At 59.9% G+C, this 24,582-nt stretch carries 20 protein-coding genes, 1 tRNA gene and 1 riboswitch; of the genes, 14 read left to right on the top strand and 7 right to left on the bottom strand.

What is annotated here, in order from left to right:
- The first annotated feature begins 113 nt into the window (after positions 1-113).
- Genes OGI63_RS09710 through mfd form a run of 4 tightly spaced genes read left to right on the top strand, consistent with a single transcriptional unit; the run spans position 114 to position 8,161 of the window.
- Positions 114-3,281, top strand: a complete 3,168-nt coding sequence (locus OGI63_RS09710) for a UPF0182 family protein (RefSeq protein ID WP_004217708.1) — start codon at positions 114-116, stop codon at positions 3,279-3,281.
- A gap of 15 nt (positions 3,282-3,296) precedes the next feature.
- Positions 3,297-3,944 carry a GNAT family N-acetyltransferase gene (locus OGI63_RS09705; protein ID WP_004217709.1) on the top strand — a complete coding sequence of 216 codons (648 nt, stop codon included), beginning with the start codon at positions 3,297-3,299 and terminating at the stop codon, positions 3,942-3,944.
- Positions 3,945-3,987: 43 nt separating this feature from the next.
- Positions 3,988-4,587, top strand: a complete 600-nt coding sequence (gene pth, locus OGI63_RS09700) for an aminoacyl-tRNA hydrolase (RefSeq protein ID WP_004217710.1) — start codon at positions 3,988-3,990, stop codon at positions 4,585-4,587.
- Complete coding sequence (mfd, locus tag OGI63_RS09695) at positions 4,577-8,161, top strand: transcription-repair coupling factor (RefSeq protein WP_004217711.1); 3,585 nt, start codon at positions 4,577-4,579, stop codon at positions 8,159-8,161. The genes pth and mfd overlap by 11 nt, the downstream gene beginning before the upstream one ends.
- Before the next feature lie 171 nt (positions 8,162-8,332).
- Here the strand turns inward: mfd and OGI63_RS09690 are convergent, their stop codons facing one another.
- From OGI63_RS09690 to OGI63_RS09680, 3 genes are all read right to left on the bottom strand, one after another.
- A complete protein-coding gene (locus OGI63_RS09690; protein ID WP_004217712.1) occupies positions 8,333-9,031 on the bottom strand; it encodes an ABC transporter ATP-binding protein in 699 nt (232 codons plus the stop codon).
- A 172-nt stretch (positions 9,032-9,203) separates the two neighbouring features.
- A complete protein-coding gene (locus tag OGI63_RS09685) occupies positions 9,204-10,169 on the bottom strand; it encodes an ABC transporter substrate-binding protein (protein WP_004217713.1) in 966 nt (321 codons plus the stop codon).
- Between the two features lie 92 nt (positions 10,170-10,261).
- Complete coding sequence (locus tag OGI63_RS09680) at positions 10,262-11,170, bottom strand: ABC transporter permease (RefSeq protein ID WP_004217714.1); 909 nt, start codon at positions 11,168-11,170, stop codon at positions 10,262-10,264.
- Positions 11,158-11,295, bottom strand: a riboswitch (TPP riboswitch). It overlaps the preceding gene by 13 nt.
- 152 nt (positions 11,296-11,447) lie before the next feature.
- On the opposite strand from OGI63_RS09680, the gene eno reads away from it, so the two are divergent.
- The 9 genes from eno to OGI63_RS09635 all read left to right on the top strand — a co-directional run bounded on the left by eno (position 11,448) and on the right by OGI63_RS09635 (position 18,671).
- On the top strand, positions 11,448-12,740 hold the full coding sequence (gene eno / locus OGI63_RS09675) for a phosphopyruvate hydratase (protein WP_004269110.1): 1,293 nt from the start codon (positions 11,448-11,450) through the stop codon (positions 12,738-12,740).
- Positions 12,741-12,837: 97 nt separating this feature from the next.
- A complete protein-coding gene (locus tag OGI63_RS09670; RefSeq protein ID WP_004217716.1) occupies positions 12,838-13,410 on the top strand; it encodes an FtsB family cell division protein in 573 nt (190 codons plus the stop codon).
- A 71-nt stretch (positions 13,411-13,481) separates the two neighbouring features.
- On the top strand, positions 13,482-14,090 hold the full coding sequence (locus OGI63_RS09665) for a DUF501 domain-containing protein (RefSeq protein WP_004217717.1): 609 nt from the start codon (positions 13,482-13,484) through the stop codon (positions 14,088-14,090).
- A gap of 39 nt (positions 14,091-14,129) precedes the next feature.
- Complete coding sequence (locus OGI63_RS09660; RefSeq protein WP_004217718.1) at positions 14,130-15,152, top strand: Ppx/GppA phosphatase family protein; 1,023 nt, start codon at positions 14,130-14,132, stop codon at positions 15,150-15,152.
- 83 nt (positions 15,153-15,235) lie between these two features.
- Positions 15,236-15,314: transfer RNA gene (locus tag OGI63_RS09655), tRNA-Leu, on the top strand.
- A 238-nt stretch (positions 15,315-15,552) separates the two neighbouring features.
- The gene (locus tag OGI63_RS09650) at positions 15,553-16,077 is read left to right on the top strand and encodes a hypothetical protein (protein ID WP_004217719.1); all 525 of its coding nucleotides are present in this window, start codon (positions 15,553-15,555) and stop codon (positions 16,075-16,077) included.
- A 40-nt stretch (positions 16,078-16,117) separates the two neighbouring features.
- Positions 16,118-17,608 carry an L-serine ammonia-lyase gene (locus OGI63_RS09645; protein ID WP_004217721.1) on the top strand — a complete coding sequence of 497 codons (1,491 nt, stop codon included), beginning with the start codon at positions 16,118-16,120 and terminating at the stop codon, positions 17,606-17,608.
- 87 nt (positions 17,609-17,695) lie between these two features.
- Positions 17,696-18,103 (top strand): FKBP-type peptidyl-prolyl cis-trans isomerase, encoded by a 408-nt coding sequence (locus tag OGI63_RS09640; RefSeq protein ID WP_004217723.1) that lies wholly within the window; start codon positions 17,696-17,698, stop codon positions 18,101-18,103.
- A gap of 85 nt (positions 18,104-18,188) precedes the next feature.
- Positions 18,189-18,671 carry a GreA/GreB family elongation factor gene (locus OGI63_RS09635; protein ID WP_004217724.1) on the top strand — a complete coding sequence of 161 codons (483 nt, stop codon included), beginning with the start codon at positions 18,189-18,191 and terminating at the stop codon, positions 18,669-18,671.
- Positions 18,672-18,751: 80 nt separating this feature from the next.
- On the opposite strand, the gene trhA is transcribed toward OGI63_RS09635, so the two are convergent.
- Positions 18,752-19,636, bottom strand: a complete 885-nt coding sequence (gene trhA / locus OGI63_RS09630; protein WP_004217725.1) for a PAQR family membrane homeostasis protein TrhA — start codon at positions 19,634-19,636, stop codon at positions 18,752-18,754.
- 133 nt (positions 19,637-19,769) lie between these two features.
- Between trhA and OGI63_RS09625 the strand changes: the two genes are divergently transcribed.
- Positions 19,770-21,248, top strand: coding sequence for a sensor histidine kinase (locus OGI63_RS09625; protein WP_004217726.1), 1,479 nt, complete (start codon positions 19,770-19,772; stop codon positions 21,246-21,248).
- An 84-nt stretch (positions 21,249-21,332) separates the two neighbouring features.
- On the opposite strand, the gene OGI63_RS09620 is transcribed toward OGI63_RS09625, so the two are convergent.
- The 3 genes from OGI63_RS09620 to OGI63_RS09610 all read right to left on the bottom strand — a co-directional run bounded on the left by OGI63_RS09620 (position 21,333) and on the right by OGI63_RS09610 (position 24,434).
- A complete protein-coding gene (locus tag OGI63_RS09620) occupies positions 21,333-21,611 on the bottom strand; it encodes a WhiB family transcriptional regulator (protein WP_004217727.1) in 279 nt (92 codons plus the stop codon).
- 92 nt (positions 21,612-21,703) lie between these two features.
- Positions 21,704-23,074 carry an FtsK/SpoIIIE domain-containing protein gene (locus OGI63_RS09615; protein ID WP_264309070.1) on the bottom strand — a complete coding sequence of 457 codons (1,371 nt, stop codon included), beginning with the start codon at positions 23,072-23,074 and terminating at the stop codon, positions 21,704-21,706.
- 424 nt (positions 23,075-23,498) lie between these two features.
- A complete protein-coding gene (locus OGI63_RS09610) occupies positions 23,499-24,434 on the bottom strand; it encodes an LCP family protein (RefSeq protein WP_004217729.1) in 936 nt (311 codons plus the stop codon).
- Positions 24,435-24,582: the final 148 nt, after the last annotated feature.

Raw genomic sequence — 24,582 nt, 5'->3', positions numbered from 1 at the left:
TGTCAGGGGGAAGGATCTGGAAATACATAGGCAAACGTGTAGGTACAGAAGAGAAACCAAGCACTTCCTCCAACGCCCTTGGTCGGGGAGAGGTTCATTGGTAGAATGGCCGAATGTCTTTCTTCGATCCATTCTTCGGTGCCGGGCATGGCACCCGGCGATCACAATCGCAATCGAATGACGACGATCCGATCGTCATCAACATCGAGACCGACGGCGAGCCCCCGCATTCGAATGCTGCAGGCGGCAACGGCACGCCCCGCTCTCCGCGCATCACTCGCAAGCCGGCGAAACCCCATGGCAACCACGGGCGCCGGGTGGCCATTGCCGTCGTCGTGGCCATTGCCGTCATAGTGGCGTTGTTCTTCGCGGTCTCGTCATTCGCAGCAGACGTCATGTGGTATTCGCAGCTCGGCTTCCAGAGCGTTGTCTGGACGTTGCTCGGCACCCGTGTGGGCCTATGGGTGTTCTATGCGGCCCTCATGGTGCTCGTCAGTTACATTGCCGCCACTCTGGCCATTCGTGCACGTCCCGATTTCGCCGATGGCTCCACAATCCGCATCAACGGTGACACCATCGAGATCGGCAAGAGCGTGAGCTCGCGCACTGCTCGCCGCGTGGCGGTGGTCATCTCGCTGATCGCGGGCATCATTTTCGGTTCCAAGGTCAATGCGAACTGGACCGAGATTCTGCTCATGTTCCACAACCAGAGCTTCGGCTCTGTCGATCCTCAGTTCGGCTTGGACAACGGTTTCTACGTATTCGTGCTGCCGGGACTGCGCATGCTCGTCTCCGCGTTCACACTGCTCATGTTCGTGGCGCTGGTGTTCAGCGTGGCCACGCATGTCGCCATGGGCGGCATCCGCTTCACGATGCCGGTGCATGGCCACGGTTTGTTCGCCATCACGAAGCGTGCCCGTCGCCAGATCGGCATCTGGCTGGTGCTGTGGATGCTGTCCTGGGCAGTGAGCCAAGGGCTCTCGGTCTTTTCATCGCTCACCGCACAGGGCGATCGATTCACCGGCGCCAATTACACGGCGGTGAATGCGGGCATCCCCGTCACCGTCATCATGGCGGTGCTCACGGCCGTCCTCGGCGTGGTGCTGTGTGTGTGGCTCATGACCACCCATGTATTCGACGACGCCGTATCGCGTCCCACGGCGAATGCAGCCGCCGCATGGCGTGAATGGCGCGTGCCCACCATCGCCGTGGCGTCCACGCTCGTCGTTGGCATACTGCTGTCCACGCTATGGCCGATGCTGCTCCAGCGGTTCCGCGTGAATCCGAATGCACAGGAGATGGAATCGGCATACATTCAGCGCAACATCGATGCGACCCGTGCTGCCTATGGGCTGGATGCAGTGAAGACCGACGAGTACAAGGCCACCACGAAGGCGCAGGCGGGTGCCCTGCAGAAGGACGCGGAGACCACGGCGCAGATCCGACTGCTCGACCCGCAGATCGTCTCGCCTACATTCAAGCAGCTTCAGCAGATGAAGCAGTACTATACGTTCGCCGACACGCTGGCGGTCGACAAATATGACATCGATGGCGTCAATCAGGACACGGTGATCGCGGCCCGGGAGATCAACCTCGAGGGCAACGACAACCGCAATTGGGTGAACGACCACACCGTGTACACGCATGGCTATGGCATCGTGGCCGCCTACGGCAACAAAGTGACCAGCGACGGGCAGCCGCAGTTCTTCGAATACGGCATTCCGACACAGGGGTATCTCACCGACACCCAGCACTACGAACCGCGCATCTACTTCTCGCCGGAAGCACCCGAGTATTCGATCGTCGGCGCGCCACAGGGCACGAAGTCCTGGGAATTCGACTATCCGACGGGTTCCGAGGGAGCCACCACCACCTTCAATGGCAATGGTGGCCCGCGCATCGGCAACATCTTCTCCAGGCTCATCTATTCGATCAAGTTCGGTTCCGACCAGATCCTGTTCTCCGACCGTGTGAACGCGGATTCCCAGATTCTCTACGATCGTTCCCCCAAGGAACGTGTCGCCAAGGTCGCGCCGTACCTCACCCTTGACGGACGAGTGTATCCGGCGGTGGTGGACGGCCGGGTCAAATGGATTGTGGATGGCTATACCACCTCGAGCAACTACCCGTATTCGCAGAAGACGGACCTTGCCGAGGCGACGCAGGACTCCACCACCATCTCCTCCCAGACGGTGCAGGGCCTGACGGACAAGGAAGTCAACTACATGCGCAATTCGGTGAAGGCCACCGTCGACGCCTACGACGGTTCGGTGGACCTCTACACCTGGGATGACTCCGATCCGGTGCTCAAGGCGTGGCAGAGCATCTTCCCGGGCCAATACCACCCGATGAGTGAGATCTCCGGCGACCTCATGGCGCATATGCGCTATCCGGAGGGCATGTTCAAGGTGCAGCGTCAGCTGCTGGCCAAATACCATGTGACCTCGGCCTCGCAGTTCTTCTCGGGCGAGGACTTCTGGCAGACCCCGGTCGATCCGACCGAATCGAAGAGCGAGCAGTCCCGCGATGTGCTGCAGCCGCCGTATTACCTCACTTTGCAGACCGGTGGTTCTGACGAACCGGTGTTCTCGCTCACCTCCACCTATATTCCGGCGGGTTCGAGCACCCGTGAGATTCTCACCGGGTTCCTGTCGGTGGACTCGGACGCCGGCCGCACCAAGGGCGTCAGAGGGCCCGATTATGGCACGATACGCCTGCAGGAGCTGCCGAAGGATTCCAATGTGCCTGGACCTGGGCAGGCGCAGAACAACTTCAATGCGAACGCCGATGTGTCGAAGGAGCTCAACCTGCTCGAATCCGGCTCGACGCAAGTGGAACGCGGCAATCTGCTCACGTTGCCGCTGGGCGGTGGCCTGGTCTACGTGGAGCCGGTGTACGTGAAGTCCTCCGGCGCAACCAGCTACCCGTTGCTCAAGAAAGTGCTCGTCGCCTTCGGAGACCAGGTCGGTTTCGCCAATACGCTCAACGAGGCGTTGAACCAGGTGTTCGATGGCAATTCGGGTGCTCAGGCCGGCGATGGCGGGAATCAGGGGAGTGGCGGGAATCCGTCCGATTCCGGTGCGGCCGGCGACAATGCGGACGGGTCGGGCTCCACAGCGAATACAAATCGGAATCCTGAGCTTTCGCAGGCTCTGCAGGATGCCGGAAAGGCCATGAAAGACGCCGACTCCGCAATGAAGAAGGGTGACTGGAGTGGCTATGGAGAGGCGCAGAAGCGTCTCGAAGAGGCACTCGACAAGGCGATGGCACTCGACAAGTGACATGATGCCAATCCCATGCCCATGCGTGAGGGGCGCGGTCCTGTGGCCGCGCCCCTCACGCATGGGCAGGATGTGCGCGGTCTGCTGTGCCGATATGCTGGAACCATGCAGCAATTCAGATATCGCCTTGCCACGGTGGATGACGTTGCGGTCATCACCGACATCTATAACGAAGCGGTGATGGCCGGAGGGTCCACGGCCGATACGGTGCCGGTCACGTATGAGGCGCGTCGGCGATGGATTGAGTCCCACGTCGATCCATATGCGGTGTTCGTGTTCGAGACGATTGCCGGCGACGGTGAGGCCGAGGAGGTGGGATTCGGCGCCATATCGGTGTTCTACGACCGTCCGGGTTACGACGGCGTATGCGATCTGGCATATTATGTGACCGCACGATGGCAGCGCAGGGGAGTCGGCAGATTCGCACTGCGCACGCTGCTGAACGAATGTCGCGCGCGTGCGATGCGCAAGGCCTGCGCCATCATCTTCTCCGACAATACTGCGTCGAACGCGCTCGTGGAGTCCTTCGGCTTTGAGCCATTCGGTGAAATGCCCGAAGCTGCGTATGATTCCAGAGGAGTGCTGCACGACATGAGCTATTGGTGCCTCGATCTGACCCCGTTGGACGCCAAGGGCGCAGTAGAGGGCATCGCGCGGCGGTGACGGCAACGAGGACTCAAGAGGATACCGGAGGATAGGAGAGCACATGGCAAGCGAATTCTGGCTGATTGTGGGATTGGGCAACCCGGGGGCGAAATACCGCAACACCCGGCACAACATGGGATTCATGACGGTCAACGAGTTGGCGAAGCGCTGGAGCATCCATTTCGCCAACCACAAGGGACTTGCCGATCTGGGCAAAGGCACGATGAGTCTCAACGGCCAGACGGCGAAAGTGTTCCTGTGCAAGCCATTGACCTATATGAACGATTCCGGGCAGGCCGTGCAGTCAATCCGTGAGTACTACCACATCAATCTCGACCACATCGTGGTGATTCACGACGACATGGACCTCGAATTCGGCCGTATCAAATTGAAGTCCGGTGGCTCGGCCGGGGGCCACAATGGCATCAAGTCAATCGACCGTTGCCTGCATTCCCCTGATTATGCGCGTGTGCGCATGGGTGTTGGGCATGCCAGCCGATCCGGCGACGCCCACGACAACACGATCAACTGGGTGCTCGGCGAATTCAATGCCGCACAGCGCAAGCAACTTCCCGAGTTCCTTGCCGACGGTGCAGATGCCGCGGAGACGATCGTATTCGAAGGCCTCACGAAAGCTCAGGATAAATTCAATGCCCGATGACAAGGCAAGGCACAGCAATGCGAACCGATCGGCGGAGGAGACCTACAACGAGCTGATGAACGGTTCGCTCCTCTCCCTCAGGCAGCGTCTTTTGGAGGATCAGGCATTCGCCGGTTTGGTGGAAGGCCATGTGGATGCGGGCGAGGACGCCGACCCGAGCATCCTCGTCGGAGCTCCCAACGGCATTCGTCCAGCACTGGCCGCCGCCAGTGCGGACCGTAAGCCAGTGGTCATCGTCGTCCCCTCCGGTCGCGAGGCGGAGGATCTCGTCGGCGATCTGCGATCGTGGTATGACGGCGATCCGAATGAGGTGGCACAGCTGATGGCATGGGAGACGCTGCCCCACGAGAGGCTTAGCCCACGCGCCGACACGGTGGCGAACCGCATGGAGACGTTCTACCGGTTGTGCCACCCGCAGTCCGACAGCGAGATGTTCGGCCCGATACGCATTCTGGTCATGCCGGTGCGTTCGCTCATCCAGCCGGTGGTGGCTGGCATAGGTGACGTGAAGCCGCTCGTTTTCGCGCAAGGTGAGGAAATCACCCTTGAAGATGCCGTGCAGGGCCTCGTCCGCAATTCCTATACGCGCGTCGATCTGGTGATGGACCGTGGCGAGTTCGCGGTGCGTGGCGGCATCATCGACGTGTTTGTTCCCACCGAACCGCATCCGGTGCGCATCGAGTTCTTCGGTGACGAGATCGACACGATCCGCCGCTTCCATTCCTCCGACCAGCGCACCTATGGTGAACCGATCAGGTCGGTGTGGGCCACACCATGCCGTGAGCTGCAACTGACCGAGGGCATACGAGAGCGTGCGCAATCGTTGATCGGGCAGATTCCGAATGCCGACGATCTTCTGGAATCGATAGCCAACGCAATCCCGCAGGAGGGCATGGAGTCTCTCATCCCGGCATTGGTGGACGACCTCGAACCAGTTTCGAGCATGCTGCCGAGGGATTGCATCGTAATGCTGTTCGACCCGGAACGGCTGCGTCGTGCAGTGGATGACCTGATGAAGACGGCGAACGAGTTCCTCGCCACCAGCTGGCATGTGGCCGCATCGGGACATGGCGCGGGTGCGCCGATCTCCTTCGAAGCCGCGAACTTCCTTGATCTTGATGAGGTGGTGGGCCAGCTCACCTACTCTAACCATGAGCTATGGAAGGTGAGCGGGTTCACTGTGGACCAGTCACTACCGGGGCACGTGCAGATCGATGCGGTGGCGCCACAGGATCTCCACGGCAGTGGCGAGAAGGCCGAAGACCATCTCGGCGAGCTCATTCGCAAGGATTACGCGGTCGTTATCACAGCCGCGGCACAGGGCACGCTGAGCCGCCTCAAGCGCATGCTCAATGAGATCGGCGTCGTGCATTTCGACACGATTCGTTCGCAGGCGCAAGACGGTTTTATCGACCACGCGTCGAAGACCGCGTTGCTCACCGAGCGCGACCTCACCGGCCGCACCAGTGTCGCCGCAGGGGTCAAGACGGCACGGAAACGACGCAAATCCATTGATCTTATGGAATTGAAACCGGGCGATTTCGTGGTGCACGAACAGCACGGCATCGGTCGGTTCATCGAGATGCGCCAACGCACAACCGGCTCGGGCAAGAACCAGGCCACCCGCGAGTACTTGGTCATCGAATACGCGCCGAGCAAGCGCAATGCGCCGCCGGACAAGCTGTTCATACCCACCGACCAGCTCGATCAGGTGAGCAAGTACATCGGTGCTGAGATTCCCAAGCTCAACAAGCTCGGCGGGTCGGATTGGGCGCAGACCAAGGCGAAGGCGAAGAAGCATGTGCATGAGATCGCGCAGAACCTCATTCGCCTGTATTCCGCGCGTCAACGTGCCAAGGGATTCGCGTTCAGCAAGGACACCCCGTGGCAGAAGGAGCTCGAGGACGCCTTCCCATACCAGGAGACGGCGGACCAGCTCACCACGATCGACGACGTCAAGGCCGATATGGAGAAACCGATTCCCATGGACCGTCTCATCTGCGGAGACGTAGGCTTCGGCAAGACCGAGATCGCGATCCGCGCCGCGTTCAAGGCGGTGCAGGATTCCAAGCAGGTGGCTGTGCTCGTGCCGACGACCCTGCTCGTGCAGCAGCATCTGCAGACCTTCACCGAACGTTTTGAGGGCTTCCCGGTGAATGTACGCGCCATGAGCCGATTCCAAAGCACGAAGGAGATCAATGAGACGATCAAGGGTCTTGCCGACGGCACCGTCGATGTGGTGATAGGCACCCATAAGCTGCTGAATCCGAAGATCAAGTTCAAGGACCTGGGCCTTGTGATCATCGACGAGGAGCAGCGTTTTGGTGTTGAGGCGAAGGAGACGCTCAAGGCCGTACGTACGAATGTCGATGTACTGAGCCTGTCGGCCACGCCGATTCCACGCACGTTGGAGATGGCTGTCACGGGCATTCGCGAGATGTCCACGCTGGCGACTCCGCCCGAGGACCGCCTGCCCGTGCTCACCTATGTGGGCGCCTATGAGGACGCGCAGGTCACCGCGGCGATTCGACGTGAACTGTTGCGCGGCGGTCAGGTGTTCTACATCCACAACCGTGTCGAGGGCATAGAGGAGAAGGCCAAGCGTCTGCAGGACCTCGTTCCCGAAGCCCGGATAGGCATTGCCCATGGCAAGATGGGACGTAAGCAGCTCGACCAGATCATCCGCGATTTCTGGCATCGTGACATCGATGTGCTGCTGTGCACGACGATTGTCGAGACGGGTCTGGATATCTCGAATGCGAACACGCTGATTGTGGATCGTGCCGACCGATTCGGCCTCTCCCAATTGCACCAGCTCCGTGGACGTGTCGGCCGAGGCCGTGATCGTGCCTATGCCTATTTCCTGTACGATCCGAGCAAGCCGATGACCGAGCAGTCCCACGAACGCCTGGTCACCATTGCGCAGAACACCGCATTGGGGTCCGGCTTCGACGTGGCCATGAAGGATCTCGAGTTGCGCGGCACCGGCAACCTGCTGGGCGATGAGCAGAGCGGACACATCGAAGGCGTGGGCTTCGACCTCTATGTGCGTATGGTGAGCGAGGCGATCGAGGATTACAAGGATCCGGAACGCACGGAACCGGTTGCGGTCACCATCGACCTGCCGATCGAGGCATCGATACCCGTGGACTACATCGGTTCCGACAAGCTGCGGCTGGAGGTCTACCGCAAACTGGCCGGTGCCCGCAGCGAGAAGGATCTGAACGAGTTGCGCGACGAACTGACCGACCGCTACGGCAAGCCGCCAAAGGTGTTCGAATCATTGTTCGACGTGGCGCGTCTTCGTGAAAAGGCACGCGCGCTTGGCATCAGCGAGATCATCGGCCAGGGCAGGAAGCTGCGCATCTCGAAGATCGACCCTGCCGAATCGGTGCAGCTGCGCATCTCGCGCATCTACCCAGGTGCCCAATACCGGCCCATGTTGAACGCGTACACCATACCCACGCCGTTCGAAGGTTCGATGGGTTCCGGTCCGATGGAATCGGATGAGGTGCTGCGTTGGACCGAGCAGCTCCTCGACGATCTAGCGTGGTCTGCAAAGCCTGTGAAGTAGCGGCGGAAGGGTTTGGATGGGTGGGGCCTGAGCGGGGCGTCGTTTCGTCGAGGTGTCTGCATGGCGGGGCTTCGCTACGCCGGCAGCACGCTCCTCAACGGCGCCTCGCTCAGGCCCCACCCATCCAAACCCATCGAATCTCTCCGCAGACACGCGCACGCACAGACGGTGTTATTCGTGAAGCGCGTCGTGCAGTCGACGTTCTAATGCGGCGAAATCAGAAGGCCGGTTGTCTGTGTCCACTTCGGTGCGATCGATACGGAGTTCCTCGCGGATTGTGCCGTTTCGCAGCACGAGCACACGATCCGACAGACGCAGGGCCTCGCCGATGTCATGTGTGACCATGATGGTGGCGAACCCGTGTTCGTTCCGCAATCTGAGCAACAAATCCTGCATGTCCCAACGGGTGAGGGCATCCAAAGCCCCGAATGGCTCATCGAGCAGCAGCAGGTTCGGCTGACGAACTAATGCGCGGGCGAGCGAGACCCGTTGCATCTGACCGCCGGAAAGCGTGTGGGGCAGCACATCAGCCATGTCCGGCAACTGCACGTGCCGCAACGCGAGCAGGGCCGCCTCCTTGCGGAACTTGCGCCTGGTGTCAATCCCCAATGTGATGTTGTCCCATACCTTGAGCCAGGGCACGAGACGGGCATCCTGAAAGCCGAAGGCGTACTCGCCGGAAACATCGATGCGCCCCGAATCCGGCGGAACCAGCCCGGCGATCATGCGCAACAACGTTGATTTGCCGCATCCCGAGCGTCCGATGAGCGACACGAATTCGCCTTGGCGAATCGTGAGGGTCACATTGCGAAGCACGGGGCGCCCGTCGAACATCTTGGACGCCGAGTCCATGTTCACAACTGGTGCCATGGAAACACTCCCTTTCCAATTCGAACAACCTGCATATGCCGGAGGCTGTGGGGGAGCCGGCCGGGAAGCATTGCTGAGGAGCGTGCTGCCGACGCAGCGGAGCCGCGCCATGCAGACACCTCGACGAAGCAAGGCTTCCCGGCCGGCTCCCCCACAACCTCCGATGAGGCAATCAGGCCGAGCAATCCATTGACGCCGCCTGCAAGTCCGGCATTGCGTCAATGAATCCGAAATCGACATACTCCTGCGCCTGGGATTCCAGCATCTTCAATCCCTCTGCATCAATCGGCTTGATCACCGGCACATTGAACCTTGCGATCTGTTCGGTCACGTCATCGGATGCGCCGAATTCCCGGTATGCGTCGGTGATGATCGACGGCGTGGCCTGCGCCACGTCGGATTCCCTGACGAGCGCCCGATACATCGCTTTCACCGCTTCGGGGTGCTTGGTGGCGAAATCCTTCGACACCATATGAATCGAGACGTTCTTATTCCCGTATTCCGTTGCGTTCACGAGCAGTTTCGCGCCCGGGGTCGCCATTGCGGCGGCCAGATTCTGGTCGAAGGAACTCAATGCGTCGATCTGTCCCGAAGTGAAAGCCGCCTGGAAATTGGAGGGGCTCATCTCGACGATGTTCACCCTGCCTACATCGAGTCCGTCATGCTCGAATGCCTTGTGCAGCACGTAATCGCCGGTGCCGCCGCGTTTTATGATCGCAACGTTCCTGCCGTAGAGGTCTTCAAGTGAGTTCACCCCAGATTTCGGCGAGGCCACGATTCCTTGCGAATCACCGGTGTAATACTCGATCGCGAAGGCCACCCACGGTTGGCCTTGCGCCACGAAGTTGATGTACGAGCCGGTGCCGGTGCTCGTGGCATCGGCATTGCCCGACAGCACTGCTGAGTATGCATCCGTCGGGTTGTATGGGCCGGTGAATTTGACGTTGGTGTGCTGCATCGTCTCGTCAAGAAAGTCTTCGCCGCGTACGGTGGTCAGGTAATTCGCGGTCGACAGATAGGCCACGCGCATGGTCGTGGAGGAATCCGCGGCATTCGGTTCGCCGCAGGCCGAGCATGACAGTGAGAGCAACGCTGCGCATGCGGCGGACGTGAATCTGAGCATGGTGGATCGTGACATGATTCTCCTTGTTTGGGTGCATATGGGTGTACCCATATGTCTCATGGGATTGGTCATTGTAAGGGTGAACCTGATTGCCGCTATATGGAGTATCAGTGTGCGCATGGAACGACGAGCCGTTCCAATGCACCCACCAGCCATTCGCTGAACAGCCCCAGGAATGCATAGAGCACAATGCACAGCACCATCTGGTCGGTCCGGTAGAACTGCTGGGAACGCGAGAGAATGTAGCCGATGCCTGCCGAGGAATTCACCGTCTCGCAGGTCACCAACGCGATCCAAGACACGGTGAGTGCGAACCTCAGCCCCGTCATGAAGCGCGGGAGCGTGCCCCGCAGCAGGATCTTCGCGAACACGGTGCGTTTGGGCAGGTGGTATGCCTGCGCCAATTCGAGCAGTTTCGGATCGATGCCGCGCACGCCGTCGCGCACATTCACATAGATCAGCGCAAACGCGCCGATGGCGATCAATGCCACCTTCATCGTCTCCCCAATGCCCAACAGCACGATGAGCAGTGGGGAGAGCGCCGGGAACGGCACGGCCCTGAGCATGTGTATGGGCTTGTCCATGATTGCATGGCCAATGGTGCTTGACCCTGCGATGATGCCGGCTGGCACCGCCGTCACGACACCCAGGGCCACGCCGAGAGACACTCTGTAGAGGCTTACGCCTATGGATGGCAGCAACAGCCCCTCGCTGTGCAACGCAAGGAGCGCCTGCCACACTTCGCCGGGGGAGGGCAGTGAACGGTTGTGCGCCGGTCCTCCGGTGGCCAAGGCCCACGCGAGCACGATGAGCACCGTGGAAGCCCACAGCGCGCAGAAGCGGGGTGCGCGGCCATGATGCCACGGAATGAATCGCGTGCCGATCCGGCTCGCAGTCTTGGTATGTTCGGCTGCGGGCACGGCGTATGCGGCGGAGCGTGCCGGTGCACCGGTCGTGCCCATCGAACTGGCATCCCGGTAAGGGTTCCCGGACTCGTTCGTTGCAGACTGGGTCATGACATTCCCTTCGATAGCATTGTCTATGTCAGGTTCAACGAGTGTGATCTCAGCCCAGCCGACCCGCTTTGGCGTCGCTTCCAGCATGTTTGAAGGTCATGGCCCGGGCACCCCGTGTCGCTGTTCACGTTGTCGGAAGGCTCGGACAATACGCGTGTCGCAGTCGAAAAGAGTCGTGGGAGCGCTCACATTTTTTCTGATCCGCTCCCGCCAATCGTCCAACAATCTCATTACGCTGGAAACTGTCATCACAACCTATGCACATTAAGGAGAAGTTGTGGCAGCAATTGAAAGCGTGTACGCACGCCAGATTCTTGATTCCCGCGGCAACCCGACCGTTGAGGTCGTGCTCGACACCGATGACGGTGCTCGCGGCCTGGGTCTCGTTCCCTCCGGCGCCTCCACCGGCGAAGCCGAGGCTTGGGAGCGTCGCGATGGCGACAAGTCCGTCTATCAGGGCAAGGGTGTCCTCGGTGCCGTCAAGGCGGTGAACGAGGAGATCGCCCCGAAGGTCATCGGCATGGACGCCACCGACCAGCGCGCACTCGATGACCTGATGATCGAGCTCGACGGCACCCCGAACAAGGGCCGTCTGGGCGCCAACGCCATCCTCGGTGTCTCCCTCGCCGCCCTTTATGCGGCCGCCGAGAGCGCCGAACTGCCGCTGTACCGCTATATCGGCGGCACCAACGGCCATGTTCTCCCGGTTCCGAACATGAACATCATGAACGGCGGCGCACACGCTGACTTCGCCACCGACATCCAGGAGTACATGATCTCCCCGTACGGCTTCCAGACCTACTCCGAGGCTCTGCAGGCCGGCGTCGAGGTGTACCACACCCTCAAGAACGTGCTGAAGAAGCAGGGTCTGGCCACCGGTCTCGGCGATGAGGGCGGCTTCGCTCCGAAGATGAAGACCAACGAGGATTCCCTCAAGTACATCATGGACGCCATCTCCGCCGCCGGCTATGAGCCGGGCAAGCAGATCGGCATCGCCCTCGATGTCGCCTCCTCCGAGTTCTACAACAAGGAGACCGGCAAGTACCACTTCGATGGTGAGGACCGTGATTCCGAGTACATGCTCGACTTCTACGAGAAGCTCGTCGACCAGTTCCCGATCGTCTCCATCGAGGATCCGTTCCAGGAGGAAGGCTGGGAAGACTGGGCCAAGATCACCAAGGCCCTTGGCGACCGCCTGCAGTTCGTCGGCGACGATCTGTTCGTCACCAACCCGGTGCGTCTGAAGAAGGGCATCGATATGGGCGCCGGCAACTCCCTGCTGGTCAAGCTCAACCAGATTGGCACCGTTTCCGAGACCCTCGACGCCATCGAGCTGGCCACGAAGAACGGCTTCACCTCCATGGTCTCCCATCGTTCGGGCGAGACGCCGGACACCACGATCTCCGATCTCGCCGTCGCCAAGAACACCGGCCAGATCAAGACCGGCGCCCCGGCACGTGGCGAGCGCATCGCCAAGTACAACCGCCTGCTCGAGATTGAGGAAGAGCTCGGTTCGACCGCCGAATACGCTGGCTACAGCGCATTCAAGGCATGCCGGAAGTACATGTGATTCGAAACGCATTCTGGTTTGACCGGGTGACCCGTCCTTAGGGACCTTATTCGCTAATACCCGCCGCACGTCGAATGCGGCGGGTATTTTCGTTCCTATGAGCAAGCGGCCACATGTTTCGAAACCACAGTCTGCGCCCTCCTCGTCCAAGAAGGAGCGGACGCACACGAAGGGAGCGAACACCGGCCCCATCGCATTCTTCATCGCACTGTTCGTCATCGCGGTGGGCTCCATCCAGATCATCTCCGCATTCCACACGTATGCGATCAATCTGAGCGAGCTGAACTCGCTCAAGAAGCAGGAAGCCGTGCTCGCGGCGCAGAAGAAGGATCTCGAAAACGACATCGCCCGCTGGGACGACCCTGCATACGTAACCGCCCAGGCCAGGGAACGGCTCGGGTATGTGTTCCCAGGGGAGCAGGCGATCAAGGTGGAGCATCCCGAGGCGGTGAGCGGCGAACAGCCGAAGTCCGATGCCAATGCGAACACGGAAACGGGCCAATCGAACCTGCCCTGGTACAGTGAGCTCGCCTATTCGTTCAAGGAATCGGATGCCAGAAAACCCGATGCCACCAATAATGGCAACACCGCCGAATCGCGGCAACAGAATGACCCTGATGCCACCGCGGGCACCGATGCCCCGCAGGATGGCGGTTCGGCAGGGCAGTAGCGCATTCGACATACCCACACACCATGCGGGCGATGGCCCGTTCGATTCCCTGACCAAGATCGGAAGGAAGCATGAGCAAAGAAGGCCGGAACGCCAACGGCATAGAGACATTGGCCGCAGAGACATTGCAGCGGGTCATGGAGCACCCGGCGACGCAGAATGACATCGCCACCGTCGAGACCCAGCTTGGCAGGTATCCGCGTGGCATGGTGGCTGTCGGAGCACGTTGCGTCGGGGACGGCACCCCGCTGGTGGTGATCACAGGGCCTGTATTGCCCGGTGGCATTCCATTCCCCACGACCATGTACCTGACCAGTCCGGAGGCGGTGAAGGCCGTATCGCATCTGGAAGCCGATGGACTCATGAGACAATACAACGAAATGCTTGCCGACGATACCAATCTGCGTGCTCAATACGAGAGGGCGCATGCCGCGTACCTGGCATTCCGCCACGGTCTTGCCGAACGGCTGAATGAGAGTGAGGAGCACATCGAAGGTATAAGCGCCGGTGGCATGCCGGTGCGTGTGAAGTGTTTGCACGCCTTGGTGGCACAGTCGCTGGTCATGGGCCCCGGCGTCAACCCGATCGGCGATATGGCATTGGAACGCATGCGCAATGAGTTCGATCCGACGGTATGCCGATGTGTGCGGGCGCAATCCGACGGACAAGAGACACGCTGACGGCATCGGCCGTATGCGTGACTCGAGAGGGAGGTAGAGATGACTGCAGTGACAGTGGCCGGAATCGATTGCGGAACCAATTCGATTAGACTCAAAATCGCGCGGGTCGACGAGCATGGGGTCACTGACGTCGTGCCGCGAATGCTGCGCGTGGTGCGCTTGGGGCAGGGTGTCGACGAGACTCACCGCTTCTCCGATGAGGCTTTGGAACGCACCTATGCCGCCGTTCGCGAATTCAAGGACGTTCTTGATGAGCATGCGGTGGACGCCATTCGCTTCGTGGCCACTTCCGCCACACGCGATGCCGACAATCGCGAGGAATTCGAGAACACGGTGGAATCCATTCTGGGAGTCCGCCCCGAGGTGATCTCGGGCACCGAGGAAGCGGACCTGAGTTTCCTGGCAGCCAGCAGTGCCATTTCATCGCTGCCTGACGTCGAGGCCCCATATCTGGTGGTCGATCTGGGTGGTGGTTCATGTGAGCTGGTGCTTGGTGGCGATGGCGATACGCTTCCAGCTACGAAGGTGCAGGCGGCGTTCTCGATGAACATTGGCTCGGTGCGTATGACCGAACGCCATCTTCATCACGATCCGCCGACCGAGCAGGAGATCGACGAAGCAGTTCATGACATCGACAGGCATATCACCGAGGCATTCCGACATGTGCCTGCCGGCAGGACGCATACGATAGTCGGTGTCTCCGGCACCGTGACCACGATGACGGCACTCGCCATGGGACTGACCGAATACAATCATGTGGCTGTGGACGGTGTGCGCATGGACTTCGAAACCGCGTTCGCCGTCGATGATCGGTTCCTCAATATGACCCGTGCGGAACGTGCCACTCATAAGACCATCCATCCTGGACGTATCGACGTTGTCGGCGGCGGCGCGCTGGTGTGGAACCGTGTGCTTGCCCGCGTGGCCGAGGCTGCATTGCTCGACCACGGCCAGCACATCGATTCCTACGTGGCCAGCGAGCACGGCTTGCTTGACGGGCTCATCATCGATCTGGGTCGCAGGACGCTTGAGACCTGCAACGAGCGCCCTACAGAACACTGAACACCGATATGGCGCACTCCCGTGATCGACGTAAATCAGGTGAGTGTGACATAATGTCTGTCTCGGGACGCGTGCGCCCCGAAGCCCCTGTGGCGAAATGGTATACGCAGCCGACTTAAAATCGGTCGCTTCGGCTTGCGGGTTCGAGTCCCGCCAGGGGCACCTCCTCACCAGACACGGCATGCAGTACGGCCATATGTCCGTACTGTGAGAACCTTGTGGTTCTTCGCATGTTCGAAAACTGCCTGATACATCTGTTCCCTACACTCATATGACAGATCACGCTCCAGGGCATGGGAGGAACATGGCATCCAAGGGAACCGCAGTCAAGGCATCGAATACGCACGAGTCCACAGTCACTCCTGCGGGTAGCTCCGTCCAAGTGCACGGGGAGAGTGGCATGCCGGTCATGCTCGTGCAGGCCATCATCATCGCGGCCACGCTATGTGTGTGCGAACTCGTATGCTCACCGATCTACCTTTCATTCACACCCGGTCTGTTCCCGATTGGTTCATGGGTGCTTGTGGCCATGTTGCTCGCCGTCGCGTTCGCATATGTCGTGGGCTTCGCGCTGCTGTGGTGCGCTGAATCGTTCGCCTACCGCATGAAGCGCAAACTGCAGCCGGTCGTCTATTCGCTTATCGGTGCCGTCGGCTTCGCCGTGTGGACCATTTGGGTCGTGCTCGGATTCATGAACATGATCGCGGGGCCGGTGCTCGGCCAAACCGTGTCGCACCATGACACCATAGTCGCCGGTGTCAATGGCGCGATGCTCGGGTTTGCCTCGTTCTTCTTCGCATCCACGCTGGGTGAGCGCCTCGCCAAATACACGAAGGTGATGATCGCCATCGGTGTGATCACCGTATTGCTCGCCATCGCTGGAGGCTTCCTATTCGCGGCGATGTACCAGTCCGTGCATGCCTGATCCCCTCTGAACCGGCTTGTCGCTCGCAGACGCGTGTACAATGCCGTGTGTGTTCAGTGTGCTCGATATGTTCTCCGTTGGTGTGGGCCCAAGCTCATCGCATACCGTGGGCCCCATGCTCGCCGCACAGCGTTTCTCGAAGGCGCTCGCAGACGGGCATCTGCTTGCCCGTGTGACCCGTGTGCATGTCACGCTCTATGGGTCGTTGGCATTGACCGGACTCGGGCATGGCACTGACCGTGCCGCCGTGGTCGGGTTGGAAAACAACGAGCCGAAGACGGTGGATACGGATTATCTCGCGCGCATCCATGAGATCTGTGATGAGCGTGGCACGTTGAATCTGAACGGCGAACACGAGATCGCATTCGAATATGGACGCGATATCGAGTTCGACCACTGGCGACGTTTCGCCGCGCATCCGAATGGCATGCGGTTCACGGCATATGGCGAGCACGGTGAGCAACTGCTCGAACAGGTGTGGTATTCGATCGGCGGTGGATTCATCCAACGTGGTTTGGCCACGGATCCGCTTGTGCCGATTCACGCGGAAGTCCCCCCAGCCGTGCAGCGTGATTCCGAGGAGCAGATGAGCGAGCAGACCGCGTTGTCGGTGGAAGGTGACAGCATGGCTGGGCTGCCCTACCCATTCTCCACGGCGTCCGAGCTCATCGACATATACGTACGTACCGGTTTGGGCATAGACGAGGTCGTCTGGGCGAATGAGACTGCCATACGACCTGCCGAACAGATCGACCGGCATATCGAAACGGTGTTCCGCACGATGCGCGACTGCATCCATGAAGGATGCACCAGCCGGCAAGCGGTGCTGCCGGGTGGGCTCAATGTGCCGCGACGCGCACCCGCCATGTATGACCGGCTTGCGGGCAGCGGAGACCTGCTCAATCAGCCGGCGGCCGACAGCGTGCGGGAGCTCGAGTCGTCGAACGAGGCCTGGGTTGATTTGTTCGCCCTGGCAGTCAATGAGCAGAACGCGGCGGGAGGACGCATCGTCACCGCGCCGACGAACGGTTCGGCGGGAGTGATTCCCGCAGTGCTCATGTACTATTGGCATTTCATCGCGAATGCGAATATGGCGGGGGTGAAGAAGTTCCTGCTCACCGCATCGGCAATCGGATACCTCATCAAGCGCAATGCCTCGATTTCAGGAGCCGAGGTCGGGTGCCAGGGGGAGGTGGGATCCGCATGCTCCATGGCCGCGGCTGGCCTGTGCGCTGTGGTCGGGGGAAATCCTCGGCAGGTGGAGAACGCCGCGGAGATTGGCATGGAGCACCATCTGGGACTCACATGCGACCCCATCGCCGGATTGGTGCAGATTCCATGCATCGAACGCAACGCCATAGCGGCGAACACCGCGATATCCGCAGTGCGTATGGCCATGCTCGGCGATGGTACGCATATCGTCACCCTCGATCAGGTGATCAAGACGATGAAAGACACCGGTGAAGACATGATGGCAAAATACAAGGAGACCGCCACCGGAGGCCTCGCCTTGAATGTGGTGGAATGCTAGCGCCTGCGTGCGGCGGTGAATGAAATGCGCGCATATGCTAGGACGGGGGTATGCTAGGCTGTGGTATTCCGAGCAAAGGAGACTGATATGGCAACAGATATGCCTGTGGTCAAGGGAGCATTCGGCGATACGCCGCAAATCGAATTCCCGAGTGAGCAGGCCCCGCAGGGGCTCAAGGTCGTGGAGCTCGAAGAGGGCAACGGGCCGATTGTACGTCGTGGCGACACGGTGACCGTGAACTACCATGGTCAGGTGTGGGGCAACGACAAGGCGTTCGATTCAAGCTTCGAAAGGCACCATCCGGCGAGTTTCGGCATTGGCGTCGGACAGGTGATCAAGGGTTGGGACCAGACCGTGCCGGGGCACAACGTTGGTTCGCGTCTGCTCATTTCGATTCCGCCGCAATACGGCTATGGGGCCAACGGTGCGCCTCAGGCCGGCATCGGCGGCGATGACACGCTTGTGTTCGTGGTGGACATCATCTCCACGCGCTGAGCGAACGGGTTTTCAAGGGCACCGGTGGAATGCCGGTGCCCTTGCTGTACAATGGCGGCATAAGCCGCGTCATATGGAGGGTCATATGGAACAGGAAGAAAAGGTCGTGCTGCTCACGCAGGAGGCGTACGACAAGATGAAGGAGGAGCTCGCTCATCGCGAGGGTGAATACCGCGACGAGATCACCGAACGCATCGCCGCGGCCCGCGCAGAGGGCGACCTCTCGGAGAACGGCGGATATCAGGCCGCGCGCGAGGAACAGAGCAAGAATGAGGGGCGTATCAACGAACTCATCGTCAAGCTGCGCAATGCTAAGATCATAGAGGCGCCCAAGGCCGGCGAGGTGGGCAATGGTTCGTTGGTCACCATCGAGTTGGGTGGCAATGAGATGCAGTACGTGATTGGTTCGCGTGACATCACGGTGGCCACCGATTACGATGTGATTAGCCCTGAGTCGCCGATTGGCGGTGCAATCATCGGCCACAAGGTGGGGGATGTGGTCACATACAAGGCGCCGAACGGTCGTGAGATCTCGGTCACGATCAAGGAATCCGAGCCATTGAATTGATACCGGGAATATGGCAGGGCCCGCGAACACATGCATGTGTTCGCGGGCCCTCCCATATTCCCGGCTGGTAGAGAGGCCCGTCAGGCGAGGGCGGCCAGATGGCATACGACCAAGTAGATGGCCACCACATGGCAGGCATACCCGAACACGGTGCCGATGTGGAATATCTCATGGAAGCCGAACACTTTCGGCCATGGGTCGGGCCACCGTTTGGCATAGACGACGGCGCCGGCGATATAGCATACGCCGCCGGCAAGTAGCAGCCATACCACAGCAGGACCGGCCACCGGTGACGTCCAGAACAAGCCCATGAACGCCACGCCGGAGACGCCGAAGATGATGTAGACCGGCACATAGAGCCAACGCGGTGCATTGATCCACACCACATGAATGATCAGGGCGATGAGTGTGCAGGACCACATGCCGATGATGATCGCCTTGCGCCAGAAATCGTCGAGGGCGAAGGAGACAGGCGTATAGGTGCCGGCGATGAGCAGGAAGATGTTGACATGGTCGATGCGGCGCAGCACGTCGGTGACCCTGGGCGACCAGTCGCCGAGATGGTATAGTGCGGAGTTCGTGAACAGGAATGCAGAGGATGCCATGAACACGGCGCAAGCCCATTTGAGTGCCGCCCCATGGGCCAGACAGATGAGCACAATGCCAGCCGCGATGGCCAACGGGGCGGCGCCTGCGTGAATCCAACCGCGCATGGCGGGCTTCTCTCGCCCATGCACATCGAGGCGGATCTTGCGCTCGATTTCCCGAGGTGCGATTCCCTCGAGCTTGGCGGCCTGCTCCTCACCCTTGGCTATCGTTCTCTTCGCCTTGTTGTCGGCCTTGCGACGAATCTTCTCGGCCTTGGCATGCGCTTTCGTACGCACCAGATTCGCCTTCGCCTCCAATGCCTGTTCACGGGCCTCGATCACGGCTGCGCGCTTGCGTTCGACTTGCTCCGGTGTCATATGCCGTCTCCTTCCTACCTCCAATCCTACGCTACCGTAAGTTACGATACCGTAGCATAATGACAGGTGGCACGTCCTTACACTGCGTATATGCGTAGCTGTTCTTGTGCGCGTTGCTGGCTATGATGAAGCCATGGCTGATTTTTCACAGATACTCGCGACGCGACCGGATTTCGACGACAGCGATCGGGAATGGCTTCACCATTTGGTGGCGGATTGGCAGGTCATCGCCGACCTGAGCTTCGCCGATCTTCTGCTCATCCTGCAGAAAGGCGATGGAAGCTATATCTTCGCCGAGCAGTGCAGGCCATCCACGGTGGTGAGCATGCGGGTGGACGATGTGGTGGGCCAGCAGGTCGATGCATGGATGAGGAACGAATGTGAGGCCGCCATGCAGCATGATGGCGTCTACAGGTCGCAGAATCTGCAGCATATCGATGGGATGAACATCTGCAACACCTATGCGCCCATCCGTCACAACGGTAAGACCTTGGGATTGGTGCTCCGCGAGACGAATCTGGAGAACCGGGAATCCAATGGCCGGTATGAATGGGAGAGTCTGGAGGTGGGGCGCCAGCTGTTCGCCATGATCACCCGCGAGCAGTTCCCATACCGCGATGCCGTGATGAACCAACGGCATAATGCACGTGTGTCCGACGGCTTCATGCGCCTGACGGTGGATGGCGACGTCACGTATGCATCGCCGAACGCCATCAGCTGTTTCAGGCGTCTGGGTATGGTCGACATGATGCAGGGTAAGAACCTCGGTGAGGTGGGTGCAGGTCTCATTCACCAGAACGATCCGGTGCCGGAATCTTTGCCGTTGGTGCTGTTGGGCAAGGCGCCGGTGGATTCCGAACTCAATGCGAATCACTCAGTGGTCTCCATCCGTTCTATGCCGTTGATGGACGGCCATGGGCGCACGGGCGCCATTGTATTGTGCCGTGACATCACCGAACTGCGCCGCCGGGAAGTGGAGTTGCAGACGAAGGATGCCACGATTTCTGAAATTCACCATCGAGTGAAGAACAACCTGCAGGCAGTGTCTGCGTTGTTGAGACTGCAGGCGCGTAAGACGAAGTCCCAAGAGGTGAAGAAGGAGCTGCAAGAGGCCATGCGTCGCGTGCAGACAATCGCCATGGTGCATGAGGGGCTCAGCCAGACCGCCGACGAGAACGTGGATTTCGACAAGGTGATTTCCAATCTGCTGCGCATGAGCGTCGACCTGGCCTCGATGCGGGACCAACACATCACCATCGACTTCGTGGGCAAATTCGGCAAGATGCCCGCGCAGGACGCCACCCCGTTGTCGTTGGTGCTCACCGAACTCATTACGAATGCCGTGGAACATGGTTACGATGGGCGCAAGGAGGGGCACATCACCGTATCGGTGGGGCGTGAGGGCAAATGTCTTAATGTCGTGGTGGAAGACGATGGCAACGGCATGGACCAGGAGGAGAGCAACGGCATGGCCAAGGCCTCAGGATCAGGCCTTGGCACGCAGATCATTAACACTTTCGTCACCAACGACTTCGGTGGCAATGTGCGCTGGGAACATGGGCGTGATGGTGGCACCAGAGTGATTCTAGACATGACATTGCGTGCGGCCTGAGATGACGCATCCCCTATGCGCAAGGTGCCCGGCATCCAATTGGATGCCGGGCACCTTGCGCATAGGGGATGCGAACGCAGAAGCTCAGATCTGCATCTGGAGCGACTGGGAGCGACGCGCGCGCATGGCGCGTCGCTTCAAGGCGCGTCGTTCGTCCTCACTCAGACCGCCCCATACGCCGTAATCCTGATTTGTGTCAAGGGCGCATTTGAGGCAGGCGTCAATCACCTTGCAGGTGCGGCACACTGCTTTGGCCTCTTCGATCTGCTGGTAGGCCGCGCCGGTGTTGCCTACAGGGAAGAAAAGCTCCGGATCCTTATCACGGCATGCAGCTTTGGCACGCCAATCGAAAGCACTGCTCATGTCAATCCTCACGCTCGAGTGGTAACGCTAAATCGCTATACTATGCAACCGTCATGGATTTTTCAAGGGTTTCGATCAAAAGGCGGAAAATATCATGTTCCCGACCTGTCTCGTATGCACTGAATAAGTCGGGCACACCCTTGTTCCAGCAGCACGGCGCGACCGGGCCTCATGAACTCGGAAGGCGCATGGTCCGCAAGCATGTCGGCGGGGATGCCATCCGCAAGATCGGCATTCCTGTCTCCGCAGGCGAACACGATGCGTACGGACGCATGGTCGGGAATGCGCAGTGGGCGTGAGGTGCGCAGGCTGAACACGGTGAGCGTGGAAGTGTCTGCTATGCTGAGCCGCAGGGCATTGTCACCGCTCATATACTTCATCGGTTCCAAGGCCTCATCCGCATCGGGGAAACAGTCCACCGGTGTGCCGTGACGCATGGCCTCCCGCCGGATGCGTTCAAGCAGTGTATGCGCACCGCGGTGTGGCGGTGCGATGATGGCGACGGAACCGGCACAAAGGTCGATGAAGGCCGGTTCGAACGAGACGCCAGTGTCTGCGACGCCAATGAGTATACGTGAGGCATCGCTGCATGCGTCGATGTGCATGCAGGACAGTTCATCCTCATCGATGTCCGATGGCAACGGAGGAGTGAACAGCATCGCACGGTTCGTCTGACCGAAAAAACGGGCGGATTGGTGTATCTGCACGGTCAATGCCCCGATATTCGAAGGCTGCAAACACTGCAATATCACGCACTCACCCTCATGGTTCAGCACTGCCGTTCCGGGACAATCCACGGGAATGGTCGAAGCCAGTGCCGATCCGATCATCTCATGGGATTGCATGGCATCCTGGACTCGAAGACATATGCGCAGACTCATATTGGCCTTCATCGAGGCGTTGATCTCCACCATCGGATTCTGCGTGCACACCACCAGATGCATGCCAAGCGAACGACCGAGCGAGGCCACGCGAAGCAGTCTGTCCATATAGCCGGGCAACTGTTCATTGAGCATATGGAATTCGTCGACGACAATCATGAGTCGTGCCGGTGCATCCGGTAGCTGACGTATATCGCTCACATGATGGCGGGCGGCGAGATGCTCGCGGCATGACAGCTCATCTTCCAAGGCACGCAATGCCCTGGAGGCATATGACAGGTCGAGGTCGTTGACGCATCCACGGACATGGGGAAGTGCGGCCAGCCGATCCAGAGCGGAACCGCCCTTGAAGTCAAGGAACACGAATCCGAGTCTGTCGGGTGGGTAGGTGACGGCGAGCGCCAGGCACCAGCATTGCAGCAGCACCGATTTGCCGGAACCCGTGGTGCCTGCCACAATGGCATGCGGCCCTTCGCTGTCGATATCCACGCTGAGCGGCCTCCCGCTGGCATCTACGCCAAGAGTCGCCCGCAGCCCCGAGGTATGAGATGCGACGCACCATCGATGACAGATTGTGCGCATGGGAGCCTCGTCATCGCCGAATCCGAAGATCGTCATGAAGTCCCGATCACGCGGTGTGGGCATGCGGGCAATACGATTCATGTTGTGGTGATGAGGCTCGCATGCGCCATCCGATTCGTATGATCCGATCGGGGGAGAGTGATGCGGAGAATCGGGGGTGTATGTCAGGGTAAATGACGCCAGCATGCCGAATATGCCTGAAGAGACCATCAGGGCGAATAGCCATTGACGTTGCAACAGCAACGCCGTCAGCACGATGATCTGGGCGAGAGCAGGCATGGCTGCACGCAGGAGGTGTCCCTTGTGCCTCCACCGTTTCCGGCCGACTGCGGTGCGCACCGCCCGATATGGTGTTTCAATGCCCATGCGTCCACTATGCGCCGGTTATCGGGGTGAATCAAGCGCGACCCGGGTATGTGGATAACTATTGTTGTTCGGAGGTTGAGCCCACCTGACCCGGGGCATGGTCGCCGTCATGCAGCTGCTTGAAAAGCTCGAGGTTCTTCTGGTTGTCCAGCAAGACGCTGGAACCCACGCCGTCCACATAATACCCGGGATCTGTCCAGTACAGACTTCCGGTGATGCCGTTGGATCCTGAGGCGTCGCGGAAGGCGAGCAGCATCTGCAGCATCGTCCATGGAGTGGATTTGTCATCCACCGTGAGGGAGCCAAGTGCGGCCTCGCCCACTTTCTTCAGTTTCCCGATGTTGAGCAATGTACTTTTCGCTGTGGCCTTCTGTGCGATGGCGCCGATCACCTGGCGCTGGCGGTCGGAACGGCCGAAGTCGGAGCGTGGATCCGAGTATCTCATACGGGAGAACGCCAAGGCCGTTCTACCGTCCACCACATGGCAACCGGATTTCCAATGCAACTCGGATTTCTCGTCATCCACATCCTGGTCGTAGCACAATTCGACGCCGCCCAGGGCGTCCACCACCTTGGTGAGGCCGCCGAAGGTGAGCTTGGCTACATGGTCGATGTGCTGACCAGTGATCGATTCCACCTGCGTCACGAGTTCCTTCTTGCCGAACACCTGCATGACGGCATTGATCTTGAGCATTTGGTCGCCGACCTGCACGAGGGAATCGCGGGGCACTGAGATGAGTGAGCAGGGTCCGTGCTTCGGCTTGGTCAGTATGAGAATCGTGTCGGTACGCTCACCTGGGGTGTCATCGGCACCGGTGGTGCCGTCACGTTCATCGGAACCCAGAATGAGCCAGGAGGTACCGGGAGTGTCGGAGCCTGTGGTAAGCCACGCTTCCTTGCGCAGATTGGAATTGACCCAGTCGTAGGTGCCGATGCCGCCTATGCCGAGCACGATGACGATGACAAGCAGCACACCAAGTACCATGTTGCGCACGCGGTGTGGTTTCCTGGTTGCTGCGGTCGCCGTATTACGCATGGCGGCCGGTGCGGGGAATCGTCCATTTCGAGAGTTCGTAGGCATCTGATGCGAGTGTTGGTGCCGACTTGGTGAGCGGCGTGGGGCATAGGATGGCGCGGTTGTG

The sequence above is a fragment of the Bifidobacterium sp. KRGSERBCFTRI genome, assembly GCF_025908335.1.
Note: the sequence above shows the minus strand (reverse complement) of the source record. Positions and strands in the feature narration are given on the sequence as shown.